The organism is Pseudomonas inefficax (genome assembly GCF_900277125.1).
GTDB classification, from domain to species: domain Bacteria; phylum Pseudomonadota; class Gammaproteobacteria; order Pseudomonadales; family Pseudomonadaceae; genus Aquipseudomonas; species Aquipseudomonas inefficax.
The window spans coordinates 24939-38519 of the sequence record NZ_OPYN01000075.1 but is presented as its reverse complement, the minus strand read 5'-3'; the positions used below and the strand labels follow the sequence as shown (position 1 = coordinate 38519).

14 protein-coding genes are annotated in these 13581 nt (G+C 60.3%); 6 read left to right on the top strand and 8 right to left on the bottom strand.

Translation table 11 applies throughout. The features are described 5' to 3' along the window. Positions 1-13: 13 nt before the first annotated feature. Positions 14-775 carry an SDR family oxidoreductase gene (locus tag JV551A3_RS09920; protein WP_133970763.1) on the bottom strand — a complete coding sequence of 254 codons (762 nt, stop codon included), beginning with the start codon at positions 773-775 and terminating at the stop codon, positions 14-16. A 174-nt stretch (positions 776-949) separates the two neighbouring features. On the opposite strand from JV551A3_RS09920, the gene JV551A3_RS09915 reads away from it, so the two are divergent. Both JV551A3_RS09915 and JV551A3_RS09910 read left to right on the top strand, forming a co-directional pair. After that, positions 950-1951, top strand: coding sequence for an NADP-dependent oxidoreductase (locus JV551A3_RS09915; RefSeq protein ID WP_112251817.1), 1002 nt, complete (start codon positions 950-952; stop codon positions 1949-1951). 344 nt (positions 1952-2295) lie between these two features. Beyond that, complete coding sequence (locus JV551A3_RS09910; protein WP_133970687.1) at positions 2296-3126, top strand: undecaprenyl-diphosphate phosphatase; 831 nt, start codon at positions 2296-2298, stop codon at positions 3124-3126. A 57-nt stretch (positions 3127-3183) separates the two neighbouring features. On the opposite strand, the gene pyrF is transcribed toward JV551A3_RS09910, so the two are convergent. Continuing rightward, entirely contained in the window at positions 3184-3885 is a 702-nt protein-coding gene (pyrF, locus tag JV551A3_RS09905) for an orotidine-5'-phosphate decarboxylase (RefSeq protein WP_021783074.1), read from the bottom strand. 180 nt (positions 3886-4065) lie between these two features. Between pyrF and JV551A3_RS09900 the strand changes: the two genes are divergently transcribed. Continuing rightward, positions 4066-4233, top strand: coding sequence for a DUF2897 family protein (locus JV551A3_RS09900; protein ID WP_010952850.1), 168 nt, complete (start codon positions 4066-4068; stop codon positions 4231-4233). Positions 4234-4475: 242 nt separating this feature from the next. Here the strand turns inward: JV551A3_RS09900 and JV551A3_RS09895 are convergent, their stop codons facing one another. Continuing rightward, complete coding sequence (locus tag JV551A3_RS09895) at positions 4476-4811, bottom strand: ComEA family DNA-binding protein (protein ID WP_133970686.1); 336 nt, start codon at positions 4809-4811, stop codon at positions 4476-4478. A gap of 535 nt (positions 4812-5346) precedes the next feature. On the opposite strand from JV551A3_RS09895, the gene wecB reads away from it, so the two are divergent. From wecB to JV551A3_RS09880, 3 genes are all read left to right on the top strand, one after another. Then, positions 5347-6504, top strand: coding sequence for a non-hydrolyzing UDP-N-acetylglucosamine 2-epimerase (gene wecB, locus JV551A3_RS09890; protein WP_133970685.1), 1158 nt, complete (start codon positions 5347-5349; stop codon positions 6502-6504). A 135-nt stretch (positions 6505-6639) separates the two neighbouring features. Further along, positions 6640-7479 (top strand): lipopolysaccharide kinase InaA family protein, encoded by an 840-nt coding sequence (locus JV551A3_RS09885; protein ID WP_133970684.1) that lies wholly within the window; start codon positions 6640-6642, stop codon positions 7477-7479. A 211-nt stretch (positions 7480-7690) separates the two neighbouring features. After that, a complete protein-coding gene (locus JV551A3_RS09880; protein ID WP_133970683.1) occupies positions 7691-8581 on the top strand; it encodes a glycosyltransferase family 2 protein in 891 nt (296 codons plus the stop codon). Here JV551A3_RS09880 and JV551A3_RS09875 read toward each other — a convergent pair. The 5 genes from JV551A3_RS09875 to rfbB all read right to left on the bottom strand — a co-directional run bounded on the left by JV551A3_RS09875 (position 8578) and on the right by rfbB (position 13467). Next, complete coding sequence (locus JV551A3_RS09875) at positions 8578-9774, bottom strand: O-antigen ligase family protein (RefSeq protein ID WP_133970682.1); 1197 nt, start codon at positions 9772-9774, stop codon at positions 8578-8580. The two genes, JV551A3_RS09880 and JV551A3_RS09875, sit on opposite strands and share 4 nt — an antisense overlap. Before the next feature lie 282 nt (positions 9775-10056). Beyond that, entirely contained in the window at positions 10057-10605 is a 549-nt protein-coding gene (gene rfbC, locus JV551A3_RS09865) for a dTDP-4-dehydrorhamnose 3,5-epimerase (protein ID WP_112251811.1), read from the bottom strand. Further along, the gene (gene rfbA / locus JV551A3_RS09860; RefSeq protein WP_133970681.1) at positions 10605-11486 is read right to left on the bottom strand and encodes a glucose-1-phosphate thymidylyltransferase RfbA; all 882 of its coding nucleotides are present in this window, start codon (positions 11484-11486) and stop codon (positions 10605-10607) included. The genes rfbC and rfbA overlap by 1 nt, the downstream gene beginning before the upstream one ends. 8 nt (positions 11487-11494) lie before the next feature. Further along, entirely contained in the window at positions 11495-12400 is a 906-nt protein-coding gene (gene rfbD, locus JV551A3_RS09855; protein ID WP_133970680.1) for a dTDP-4-dehydrorhamnose reductase, read from the bottom strand. Further along, the gene (rfbB, locus tag JV551A3_RS09850) at positions 12397-13467 is read right to left on the bottom strand and encodes a dTDP-glucose 4,6-dehydratase (RefSeq protein ID WP_133970679.1); all 1071 of its coding nucleotides are present in this window, start codon (positions 13465-13467) and stop codon (positions 12397-12399) included. The genes rfbD and rfbB overlap by 4 nt, the downstream gene beginning before the upstream one ends. Positions 13468-13581: the final 114 nt, after the last annotated feature.

Here is a 13581-nt window from a genome sequence, read left to right as displayed (position 1 = left end):
CACCGATATCAGATCAGATCGCCGTAGCCCCACCATCCACTGTCAGGCAATGCCCGGTAGTAAACGCCGCGCCGTCACTGCACAAGTACAGCACGGCACTGGCAATTTCCTCGACCGTGCCAATGCGCCCCACCGGATGCATGGCAGCGGCAAATTCGGCCTTGCGTGGGTCGGCCTCATAGGCGCGGCGGAACATGTCGGTGTCGATCACCGCCGGGCACACCGCATTCACCCGGATGCCCTTCTTGGCGTACTCGATGGCCGCCGACTTGGTCAGGCCGATCACCGCGTGCTTGGAGGCGCTGTAGATACTCATCTTCGGCGCCGCACCCAAGCCCGCCACCGAGGCGGTATTGACGATGGCCCCACCGCCCTGGGCCAACAGCAACGGCAGCTGGTACTTCATGCACAGCCAAACACCCTTCACGTTGACGCCCATGATGGCATCGAACTCCGCCTCGCTGCCCTCGGCCAGGCGACCCTGCTCGATCTCTATACCTGCGTTGTTGTAGGCATAATCCAGCCGGCCATAGGCAGCGATCAGGCGCTCGTGCAGTTGGCGCACTTCGGCATCACGGGTAACGTCGCAGGCAATGAACAGCGCCTCCCCGCCCGCCGCGTGGATCAGTGCCACAGTGGCCTCGCCACCGGCCAGGTCGAGGTCGGCCACCACCACCTTCAAGCCCTCCCGGGCGAAAGCCAGGGCGGTCGCCCGGCCGATGCCGGCAGCGCCGCCGGTGACCAGGGCTACCTGGCCGGAAAAGGTCATGCTCATCGCGTGCTCCAAAGGCTGCTTGGTGGGGTTCAGAGCATAGTCAGCCACCACCCGGCCGGGCAGCATCATAACCCCACCGGTTGGGCTACCATGCTTGTCAGTGATGTTAAGGACCTGCCTACATCAACAGGGTAGATTTGACGCCTCCCTCCTCCACTGCCCCAAGGACCCGCCATGACCAACACCAACCGCCGCTTTCTGCTCGCCAAACGCCCGGTCGGCGCCGTGCGCCGTGACGACTTCAGCTTCGAGACCGTGCCCGCCGAACAACCTGGCGAGGGCCAGGTGCTGGTGCGCAACCTGTACCTGTCGCTGGACCCGGCCATGCGCGGCTGGATGAACGAAGGCAAGTCCTACATCCCGCCCGTGGCCCTGGGCCAAGTGATGCGCGCGCTGGGTGTTGGCGAGGTTGTCGCCTCCAACCACCCCGCCTACAAGCCGGGCGACCATGTAAGCGGTGCACTTGGCGTGCAGGACTATTTCACTGGCGAACCCCAGGGCCTGCACAAGATCGACCCCAACCTGGCGCCCCTGCCCCGCTATCTGTCGGCGCTGGGCATGACTGGCATGACCGCCTACTTCGCCCTGCTGGACGTTGGCCAGCCCAAGGCCGGTGATACCGTGGTCATTTCTGGCGCAGCCGGCGCGGTGGGCAGCATTGTCGGGCAGATTGCCAAGATCAAAGGCTGCCGCGTGGTCGGCATTGCCGGCGGTGCCGAGAAGTGCCAGTACCTGAAGGACGAACTGGGCTTTGACGGGGTTATCGACTACAAGGCTGAGGATGTGCTGGCCGGCCTGAAGCGCGAATGCCCCAAAGGCGTAGACGTGTACTTCGACAACGTCGGCGGCGACATCCTCGATGCCGTGCTGACCCGCATCAACTTCAAGGCACGCATCGTGATTTGCGGCGCCATCAGCCAATACAACAACAAGGAAGCGGTGAAAGGCCCGGCCAACTACCTGTCGCTGCTGGTGAACCGCGCGCGCATGGAAGGCTTTGTGGTGATGGATTACACCAAGGACTACGGGAAGGCCGCGCTGGAGATTGCCGGGTGGCTGGCCAGCGGGCAGGTGAAGAGCAAGGAAGATGTGGTGGAAGGGCTGGAGACCTTCCCCGAGACTTTGCTGAAGCTGTTCAGTGGGGAGAACTTTGGCAAGTTGGTGTTGAAGGTTTGATTGAGGATTGTGATTGGGCTTTCAGGTGCCTGCCTTGGGTTTTGCAGCGCCTGTTAGATCGAGCGCCGCCCGCGCGGCGCTCGATCTAACAGGTACTACGGCCCCTGAGGCGTACTCCTGTCACCTGCTAGCCAGGAACAAGCTGCACTGACAGGGCAACGCAGCCCCTTGTGGAAGCGGCCGGTACAGCAGGCGCTTCCACACCGTTACAACCCCACACAAGTCTTCGCAACGTCGCTCTGGTAGCATCCGCCCCGCACCAACATCTTCGCTGCCTCAACCGGCAATCACAGCTAAATCAAGAGCATGGGCCTGGCAAGCAGCACGGCTCTAACGGGGGATCAATGGATTTATGGACTGCCTTCCAGGCACTCATCCTGGGAGTGGTTGAAGGGCTCACGGAGTTTCTACCAATCTCCAGTACCGGGCACCAGATCATCGTTGCCGATTTGATCGATTTCGGCGGTGAACGCGCGATTGCATTCAACATCATCATCCAACTGGCAGCGATCCTGGCGGTAGTGTGGGAGTTTCGCGGCAAGATCCTGGAAGTAGTGTTCGGCCTGAGCAGCCAGCCCACGGCACGGCGCTTCACTGGCAACCTGCTGTTGGCGTTCCTGCCGGCGGTGGTGCTGGGCGTGCTGTTCGCCGACCTGATTCACCACTACCTGTTCAACCCGATCACCGTGGCAACGGCCCTGGTGGTTGGCGGGGTGATCATGCTCTGGGCCGAACGCCGTACCCACCGTGTGGCGGTCGACCATGTCGATGACATGCGCTGGACCCATGCCTTGAAGATCGGCTTCGTCCAGTGCCTGGCGATGATCCCGGGCACTTCGCGCTCCGGCTCGACCATTATCGGCGGCCTGCTGTTCGGCCTGTCGCGCAAGGCGGCGACCGAATTCTCGTTCTTTCTGGCGATGCCGACCATGGTCGGTGCGGCGGTATATTCGGGCTACAAGTACCGCGACCTGTTCCAGCCTGGCGACCTGCCGGTGTTTGCCATCGGCTTCGTAACCTCGTTCATCTTCGCCATGATCGCCGTGCGTGCACTGCTCAAGTTCATCGCCAACCACAGCTACGCGACGTTCGCCTGGTATCGCATCGTCTTCGGTTTATTGATTCTGGCTACCTGGCAGTTCGGCTGGATCGACTGGTCGACAGCTCAGGGCTGATATCACGCCACAAAAATGAAAAAGGGCTGCATTCGCAGCCCTTTTCATTGGTCAGGTTCAGCCGCGTATTTCAGCGACTACCGCAGCCAGCGCTTGCGCCGGGTTGGCGGCCTGGCTGATCGGGCGGCCGATCACCAGGTAGTCCGAACCAGCATCCAGTGCCTGGCGCGGTGTGAGGATACGGCGCTGGTCATCCTGCGCACTACCCGCCGGGCGAATGCCCGGGGTCACCAGCTGCAGCGACGGGTGCGCAGCCTTCAGCGCCGGGGCTTCCAGCGCCGAGCACACCAAACCGTCCATGCCAGCCTTCTCGGCCAGCGCGGCCAGGCGCAGCACCTGCTCTTGCGGGTCGACATCCAGGCCGATACCGGCCAGGTCTTCACGCTCCATGCTGGTCAGCACGGTCACGCCAATCAGCAACGGCTGCGGGCCGCTGCGCTTGGCCAGCTCTTCGCGGCAGGCCGCCATCATGCGCAGGCCACCGGAGCAATGCACGTTCACCATCCACACACCCATCTCGGCCGCAGCCTTCACCGCCATGGCGGTGGTATTGGGGATGTCGTGGAACTTGAGGTCCAGGAACACTTCGAAGCCCTTGTCGCACAGGGTTTCGACAATGCCCGAAGCGCTGCTGGTGAACAGCTCCTTGCCAACCTTCACCCGGCACAGCGCAGGGTCAAGCTGGTCAGCCAGCTTCAGGGCGGCCTCACGGGTAGGGAAATCCAGGGCGACGATCAGGGGCGTCTGGCAGGCGGACATGGCAGGGTCTCTTGGCAAGTCGAAAACGGCGCGCATTGTAAACGATGTGGCACAGGCTTTGGGGCCCGCGGGTCACGGAATTGGCCCGGCAGTGGCTGGCTCCTATAATTGAACCAACGGAACGGGCAATTGCTCAACATTTGTACAAGCGCTGCCCATCACCAGCAAAGGAGAACGACAATGCCCTGGTATGCCTGGCTGATACTCATCATAGCCCTCGGCTCGATCGTCGGCGGGCTGATGCTGCTGCGCGATACGGCAAAAAAACTGCCACTGACCGAAGAACAGCTGCGCAAGGTGCATGAGCGCAATGCCGAAGCGGATGCCAAGGATGCGCAGGACCGCTAGCGCGCCTGCCGGCGCTGGCACAATCTGACCGGCTGATACGGTCCATGTGGGAGCGGCCTTGCGTCGCGAAAGGGCCGCAAAGCGGCCCCCGGGTTTCAGTGGCACTGCAGGAATAGCTGGGGCTGCCATGCAGCCCTTTCGCGACGCAAGGCCGCTCCCACAGGGAACGCGTCAACCAGCCAATTGAAGCGTCTACTTCATGAAAGTCAGGGCCAGGACACAAACCCCAGCCCCTTCCCCCCTTACTCCACCATCACTTTGTCCCGGTTACGCTCCAGCAACGCATTACCAATCCCCTTGATCTCCAGCAGCTCATCCACCGAAGCAAACGGCCCATTGGCCTCCCGGTAGGCCACTATGGCCTCGGCCTTGGCCTTGCCTATTCCGTTCAGCTCCTTCTGCAAAGTAAGCGCATCAGCCGTGTTCAAATCCAGCCGCTGCGGCTGCTGGCCCTGCTGCTGGGTTACCACCGGCACCGGCTCGGCCACCGCCGTGGTGCTGGCCGGGGCAGCGCTAAGGGAAAAGGACAGGCTGGCGAACAGCGGCAACAGCAAGTACGACAGAACGTTGTTACGCATGGTGAACACTCCTGGGTTGGTCATTTTCCAGCAGCCGTTTTCCTTCGGCCGCGCAATCAACCCTAGCGGCAAACCCCACACCGAAACAGCCACCATCATCGGCGAATGGTAACCAAATCGATCAATCACCCAGCCAACTTCGCCAACCCAAAAAACATCGGCCTTCCCCCGCCGCCACCCAGGCCCGCGAACATTGGCGCCATGCACCATGGCCTGTAGCCGAATACCCGTTGGTCCGATGCCGCATTCACAGCCAAACCCGCCCACATTCCTACACCCCCCGGTGAACAAGGCCTGAGCACGAACAACAGCAATCTCCAGCCAGGTAAACACCCCTCTCCAACTGGCATCACAGGAAGCAACTGCTAGATTTTTGAGCAATGGACTGCCGTTTGCTTGAAGGACCCAAGCCGCATGCCTCCACCTACCCGCCGCTTGCCCTCGCATCCAGCCCGTCCAGCAGGCCAGCCTTTCGCGCGCCTACCAGCCCCTTCGGCCCACCCGTACTGCCCCGTTCAGCAAGAGGATCACCGCCGTGCCCCTCAAGACCCTCACAGTATTCGGCACCCGTCCCGAAGCCATCAAAATGGCCCCCCTTGCCCTGCACCTAGCCCAGGACGCCCGCTTCGAGTCCCGCGTGTGCGTCACCGGCCAGCACCGGCAAATGCTCGACCAGGTGCTGGAACTGTTCGGCATCACCCCCGATTACGACTTGAACATCATGAAACCCGGCCAGGACCTGACCGGCGTGACCACGGGCATCTTGCAGGGTATCCAGCCGGTACTGGCCGCATTCAAGCCCGATGTGGTGCTGGTGCATGGCGACACCGCGACCACGTTTGCCACCAGCCTGGCGGCCTATTACCAGCAAATCCCCATCGCCCACGTAGAAGCCGGCCTGCGCACCAACAACCTGTATTCACCCTGGCCAGAGGAAGGCAACCGGCGCCTGACCGGCACCCTGGCCGCCCTGCACTTCGCCCCCACCGCCACCTCGCGTGACAACCTGCTAAGGGAAGGCACCGACCCGACGAGCATTTTCACCACCGGTAACACCGTGATCGACGCCCTGCTGGAGGTGGTGCACAAACTGCAGAGCCCGGCGTTGAGGGCGCAGTTCGAGCGCCAGTTCGATTACCTGGCTGCCAACCGCCGCATGGTGCTGGTAACAGGCCACCGCCGCGAGAACTTTGGCGGTGGCTTCGAACGCATCTGCCAGGCGCTGGTACAGACGGCGCGCCAGTTCCCCGATGTGGATGTGCTGTACCCCGTGCACCTCAACCCCAACGTACGCGAGCCGGTGAACCGACTGCTGGCGGATGTGGGGAATATCCACCTCATCGAACCGCTGGATTACCTGCCGTTCGTGTACCTGATGAGCCGTGCGTACGTAATTTTGACCGACTCGGGGGGCATCCAGGAGGAAGCGCCGGCACTGGGCAAACCGGTGCTGGTGATGCGCGATACCACGGAGCGGCCAGAGGCGGTGGCGGCGGGGACGGTGAAGCTGGTGGGTACGGAGGTTGGTTCCATTACGGGGGAACTGGCCAGGTTGCTGACGGATGAGGGGGCTTATCGGGAGATGAGTGTGGCGCATAACCCGTATGGCGATGGGAAGGCGTGTGGGCGGATCGTGCAGGCGCTTGCAGATTTTGCCGTTGCGCAGAGTGCGGAAAAGGCGCCAAGGGCTTGAGCCAGAGGGGCCGCCGATGCCGCCCCATACCATACGATCAAGTTAGCGACCGTCAATAAATTGTAGGAAAAATGTGAAAAATCTGTAAGATTGGATCCATTGCGATGTGGCTTTTTGATATTACAAGGACGAAGCGTGGTCGGCGACACCCAGATCTGGCAAGACGAATATCCTCATACCCTGCGCTATCGCGACACTACCCTGCACCTTCAGGGCCCCATTGCCCCTCACACCCGACAAGCCCTGGAACAGTTGATCGAGCAAAGCGCCAGCGCCAAGCGGGTCAGCGCCCCGCTCGCTTGCGTGCAGAGCCAGTTGTTCACCAAGCGCGAAAAACTCGACTCGCTGAAAAAGAAACTGCGCATGCAACGCGGAAGGCCCAAGCGCAACGGCATGTACGACTGGTCTCTCGAGGAACTGATCAATACGCGCGAAGCAGGCCGCCGCGGTGCACGGGTGCCAAGGCTGGTTGGCTACGGTTACAGCCGTTCCAGGTTCGGCCTGATGCAGGACTTCATTCTTATCACCGAATTGCTCAGTGGCCACGAGGACGGGTTGGCAAGAGTCCGCAGGGCGCCCGAAGCGGTGCACCAGGTAATCGAGGCCGCCTTCGAACTGTTGCATGCCCTGCACTCCAGAGGGGTCACCCACATGGACCTGTGGGCCGCCAACGTGATGCTCCCGCAACAAGGCAAAGCACAGGCCATCGACCTGGAGAACAGCTTCTCCGAGCCGAGCAACTTCTTCAGCGAAACCCTGGGCTTTCAGTTCGGCTTTTTCTACTACCGGGAAATTTACCGCTACATAACCGAAGCGGCCTACGATGCTGCGGTTGAATGCGCACTGGCCGAGTACTTCCCTGATGTGCAACGTGCTGCCTTCAACCGGGTGTACGCGCTTGCCAAGCATGAGGAAATCGGGCGCCTGAAGCGCCGCGAGATCTTCACCCGCGGTGTACTCGAAAGTCGTTGGTAGAGCGCCATCGCTACCCAGTTCGCCTGAGTCGGTCTGGCCAGATGTAGAAGGCTAGGTGACCTGCGCCGTGCCTACCGTATCCCTGAGATGCCCCTTCCTTTAGAATGGGAAATACCTGCCAGAGCCACTGAATTGCCATCAATTCAGAAAAGAGCAAGCAGGTAGCCTGCACAAAAGCTTCATACAAACGGATCAAAGCTAGGGATTTCACATGAGTTCTGAGAGTCACGAGGTTACTGACACTCCGTTGGTGACAGTGATAATCGCGTCGTACAACCACGCGCGCTACATCGAAGCAAGCATCACCAGCGTCATCAACCAGACCTACAAGAACATCGAGCTTCTGGTGATCGATGACGGCTCCAAGGACGACAGCCCTGCAGTGCTCAAGCGCCTTCAGGAGCAGTACGGCTTCGACCTGCGCTTCCAGGCCAACCAAGGCCTGGCACGCACCCTCAACGACGCGATCGCTCGCGCCAAGGGCGACCTGATCGTGCCTTTCGGCTCCGACGACATCATGCTGCCGCACCGTATCGCCACCCAGGTGCAGTACATGAACGGCAAGCCTGAAGTGGGCATCTGCTCGGCCAACATCGAAACCATCGACCAGGATGGCAAGGTGATGGGCGCCCGCGAGCAGCGCAACCGTAACCTGCCCTTCCGCCGCCTGGACTTCGACGACCTGTTCCTCGACCGCAAGCCTGGCCCCATGGCAGCCACATTGATGCTGCGCCGCGAGGCGCTGGAAAAAGTGGGCGGTTTCAATGCCGATATCCGCCTGGAAGACGTGTATATCGAGCTGTCGATCGCACGTGCCGGTTACTTCATCGACGTGCTTGGCGAGGTGCTGGCGCAGTACCGTGACCACCCGACCAACACCTTCAAGAACGGCCGCTTCATGGTGGATAACGTGTTGCGTACCTTTGCCGTGTTCAGCGACCACCCGCAGTACGAGCAGGTGTGCATGAAGTTCCGTAACTCCATGGTGCTGAAGTACGCCAACCGCGACAAGGCACTGAGCCGGGAGATCCTTTCGGAAATCCCGCTCAGATATTGGAACAAGAAGACCCTGCGCGGTATGTGGCGGATGGCCTGGGCTTAAGCCGCGCGGCTACGCTTCCAGTGGACCAGTGACTGGCCATAGACCAGGGCCATCGGGATCCAGATCAGGAACCAATGCTCCTTCGGGCGTGACATGAAGGCACTGCCTTCAGTCAAGCCCGAGGCGAAGCCGAAGATCAGCCAGGTTGCCGCAAGGGTAACACCGGGGTGTTTACGGTAAGCCCAGCAGAAGTACATGGCCACGCCGTAAATCGCCATCCACAAGGCCAAGCCTACGATCCCTCCGGCGTATAGCACGCCTAACTCTATGTTATGCGGATCGGCAAGTGTTCTTCCAAGCCCCGGGATAATCACCGTCATGGGTGAGTCGAAACCATGCCCTAACCATGGATGCTCACTGATCTGGCGCAGTGATTCCAACCAGATAGCCGGACGGAAAGATACACCACGCTGAGTGACGGCTTCGGGATACGCCAGTGCAACGCCAATCAACGCAAGCACAATCATCCCAACGGCCATGAGCCCACGCCTGCGGTCGCCAACGACCAGGAGCCAACCCAAAGCAGCCGCCAGGCCAATCAATGGCGTGCGTGAGCCGGTTGCGAGAACCGCCAGCCCCAAGATCGCCAGGCAAACCAGCGGCAATGGGCTGAGCGCGCTACGTGCCTGGAACCAGGACGCCAACCAGAACGCGGCGAATGCGCCAAACAAATGGGCGGTGAGTAAAGGGTTGTACAGCGCGCCATAACCTACCAAACGTCTACCCGTAAAAGAAGGGTTCAGGTAGAGGAAGTAAGCCAGTGAAACGCCTGCCGCAAGCGCTGCGAAGATAGCTGCCAGACGCGTGCATTGCTCCAGCTGCCCTGGAGAACGCAGGCTGATGATACCGGCAGCGAACAGCAACATTGCTATGTACAGTGGCCGCTTGAGCAAGCTGCCAACGGAGTTTTCCGTGTCGGACCAGGCGATGCTCAACAGGGTGTAGGCACTGAAGGCCAGGAACGCCAGGAACAGTGGGTTACAAACGAGAGGTTTGAACCATTTACGCTGTGCGATCAACATCCCAAGCGTGGGCAGGGCAAGAAAAATGTAGAAAAGCTTGTGGTAGGTAGTACGGTCCCAGGCCCAGAACATCCCTGTAAGGATGAAAAACCAGCCCAATGGCAACAGGTAGGTATTGACCAGACTTCCAAAGCGTTGAGCCGGGGACTCTAGTGATACATCAATCGACATCTAGCGTCCTCAGGCAAACGGCGTTCTTCATCACATATCCTATGCGAATTTAATTATAAAAATGCTGCAGCTGATGGAAATCGCCCTTTTCTGAAACAATTTCTTTTCCCGGCCCAGCTGCGAATTTCTGCCACGACCGGTGTCACCAATTGCAGCAGTGCCGTGCACAGCAAAAGCCACTGCTGCGGGGCGCTGCGCTTGGCAAGCGGTTCATGGCAGCTCGCCATCATACGCAGGCCACCAGAGCAATGCACGTTCACCGCCCCTTCCCCGCAGGTACCGTCAGTCGAACAGGTCGGCCTGCGCCAGCGCCTTGCCGAGCTGGTCCTTGGCAGACAGCGTGGGCTGGAAGTCTATCGGCCAGTCGATGGCAATTTGCTGATCATCCCAGGCAATGCAACGTTCGCTCTGGGCCGAGTAGAAGTCGGTGGTCTTGTAGACAAACTCGGCAGTCTCACTCAACGTCACGAAGCCGTGGGCGAAACCCGGTGGAATCCACAACTGGTTATGGTTTTGCGACGACAACACCGCACCGACCCATTTGCCAAAAGTGGGTGAGCTACGGCGGATATCCACCGCCACATCGAACACTTCACCCTGTACCACACGCACCAGCTTGCCTTGGGCGTGGGGCGGTAGCTGATAATGCAGCCCGCGCAGCACGCCCTTCACCGAGCGGGAATGGTTGTCCTGGACGAAGCCTGGCTGCAAGCCAGTCACTTCATTGAACACGCGCGCATTGAAACTCTCGTAGAAAAAGCCACGCTCATCACCGAAAACCTTTGGGGTAAACAGGAAGACTTCAGGGATGGCCAACGAAATAGCGTGCATCAAAATACCTTCACTTCAAGCAGGTTCTTCAGGTACTGACCGTAACCGTTTTTCAGCAACGGCTGGGCAAGGCGCTCAAGCTGTTCAGCGTTGATCCAGCCCGCGCGATAGCAAATCTCTTCAGGGCAAGCGACCTTGAGGCCCTGGCGCCGCTCCATGGTGGCAATGTACTGGCTGGCATCCAGCAAGCTGTCGTGGGTACCGGTATCCAGCCACGCATAACCACGCCCCATGATCTCGACCTGCAGTTGCTGCTGCTGGAGATACAAGTTGTTGAGGTCGGTGATTTCCAGCTCGCCCCGTGCCGAAGGCTTCAGTTGCCTGGCCAGGTCGACGACCTGGTTGTCGTAGAAATAAAGGCCGGTGACCGCATAGTTGGACTTGGGGACCTTCGGCTTTTCCTCAATCGACAACACGCGCCCGCTGCCGTCGAACTCCGCCACCCCGTAACGCTCCGGGTCCTGGACGTGATATGCAAAGACCGAAGCCCCGGCCTGCCGCTGGTCAGCGCTCAGAAGCAGCGCCTGGAAGTCGTGACCATAGAAAATGTTGTCACCCAGCACCAAGGCGGACGCGGCGTTGCCGAGGAAATCTGCGCCGATGGTGAACGCCTGGGCCAACCCGTCCGGGCTAGCCTGCACCGCATACGAAAGGTTGATGCCCCAACGGCTACCATCACCCAACAACTGTTCGAAGCGCGGCGTGTCCTGTGGCGTCGAGATGATCAGGATGTCACGAATACCGGCCAGCAGCAGCGTACTGAGCGGGTAGTAGATCATCGGTTTGTCGTACACCGGCAACAGTTGCTTCGATACCGACAATGTGGCCGGGTGCAGGCGAGTGCCAGAGCCGCCCGCCAGAATGAGTCCTTTGCGTGCCATAAAAATTCCTAGCGCTGGATTTCGTCCAGCATGCGTTGCACACCTTGTTGCCAAAGTGGCATCTTGAGATTGAAGGCCTCTTCGAGTTTAGCCAATGCCAGACGAGAATTTCGCGGGCGTGGCGCCGGCACCGGGTAAGCTTCGGTACTTATTGCGCCTACCTGCTCAGCTGTAACCTTCAAGGCAATGCCACTGCGGCTGGCATGCGCCAATACGAACTGGGCATACCCGTGCCAGCTGGTTTCGCCGGCTGCGGCAAGATGGTAAATGCCTGCCAAATGGCGCGCGTCCTGCACGCTGAATACTCGGTGCAGGATATGGGCGGTAACATCGGCGATCAGGTCTGCGCCGGTGGGGGCACCAAACTGGTCTGCCACCACGTTGAGCGCATCGCGCTCTGCCGCCAGACGCAGCATGGTCTTGGCAAAGTTGTGGCCGCGCGCAGCATACACCCAGCTGGTACGCAGCACCACGGCAGCGGCACCGCTGGCCTGAATGGCCAGTTCGCCATCGAGCTTGGTACGGCCATAGACAGACAACGGACCGGTGTGGGCACCCTCTTGCCACGGCGCCTGGCCACTGCCATCGAACACGTAGTCTGTGGAGTAGTGAATCAGCCATGCACCCAGCTTGGCGGCCTCACGCGCCAGAACGCCCGGCGCTTCGGCATTGATCCGGGCAGCCAGCTCTGGCTCGCTCTCTGCTTTGTCCACTGCCGTGTAGGCCGCAGCGTTGACGATCACATCCGGGGCTAGCGAGCGCACTGTAGCTGCCAGGCCTTCGAGGTCACTCAGATCACCACACAAGCTACCTTCGCCCTGGCGGTCAAGCGCAATCACCTCCCCCAATGGCGCGAGGGCACGTTGCAACTCCCAACCTACCTGTCCGTTCTTCCCCAACAGCAAGATTTTCAAACTTTTCCAGCCCCATACTGCTGCGCGACCCAGTCACGATAACTGCCGTCCATTACGCCTTTGACCCAGTCCTGGTTAGCCAGGTACCAGGTAACCGTCTTGCGAATGCCGGTTTCGAATGTTTCGGCAGGCTTCCAGCCAAGCTCGCGCTCGAGCTTGCGGGCATCGATAGCATAACGGCGGTCGTGGCCTGGGCGGTCGGCGACGAAGCTGATCTGGCTGGCATAAGACTGCCCGTCAGCCCGCGGGCGAAGTTCATCGAGCAGCGCACATACACGGTGGACGATGTCGAGGTTGGGCATTTCGTTCCAGCCGCCGACGTTGTAAACCTCACCCACCTGCCCTGCTTCCAGCACACGGCGGATGGCGCTGCAGTGGTCTTTGACGTACAGCCAGTCACGAATCTGCTGCCCATCGCCATACACCGGCAGCGGCTTGCCAGCCAAGGCATTGACGATCATCAGCGGGATCAGCTTCTCGGGGAAATGCAGCGGCCCGTAGTTGTTGGAGCAGTTGGTGGTGAGCACCGGCAGGCCGTAGGTATGGTGATAGGAACGCACCAAGTGGTCACTGGCCGCCTTGCTGGCCGAGTACGGGCTGTTTGGCTGGTATTGGTGGGTTTCGGTGAACGCAGGTTCACCGGCTTTCAGCGAGCCATAAACCTCGTCGGTGGAAACATGCAGGAAGCGGAACGCCGACCGCTCTGCCTCATCCAGGCCCTGCCAGTAGCCCCGCACTGCTTCCAGCAACTGGAAGGTACCCACCACATTGGTTTCAACGAACGCCTGGGGGCCGTGAATGGAACGGTCAACATGCGACTCGGCGGCGAAATTGAGCACGGCGCGCGGGCGGTGCTCGGCCAACAGCCGTTGCACCAACGGCCCATCGCCGATATCCCCATGCACAAAGACATGTTGCGGATTACCTTCCAGGCTAGCCAGGCTCCGCAGGTTGCCGGCGTAGGTCAGTTTGTCCAGGTTGACGATGGTTTCGCCTGACTGGCTAAACCAGTCCAGCACGAAATTCGCACCGATGAAGCCGGCGCCGCCGGTTACCAGGATTGTCATAGGGTTGAACGCTTCTCGAGTGAGTGTCGGGTAAAGATAACTGGGCGCAATTCTAGACGGGAAAGCTGCAGGAGTGTTGCGGTAAGACGCCGTTCACGCTTTTGGCTGTTGTTC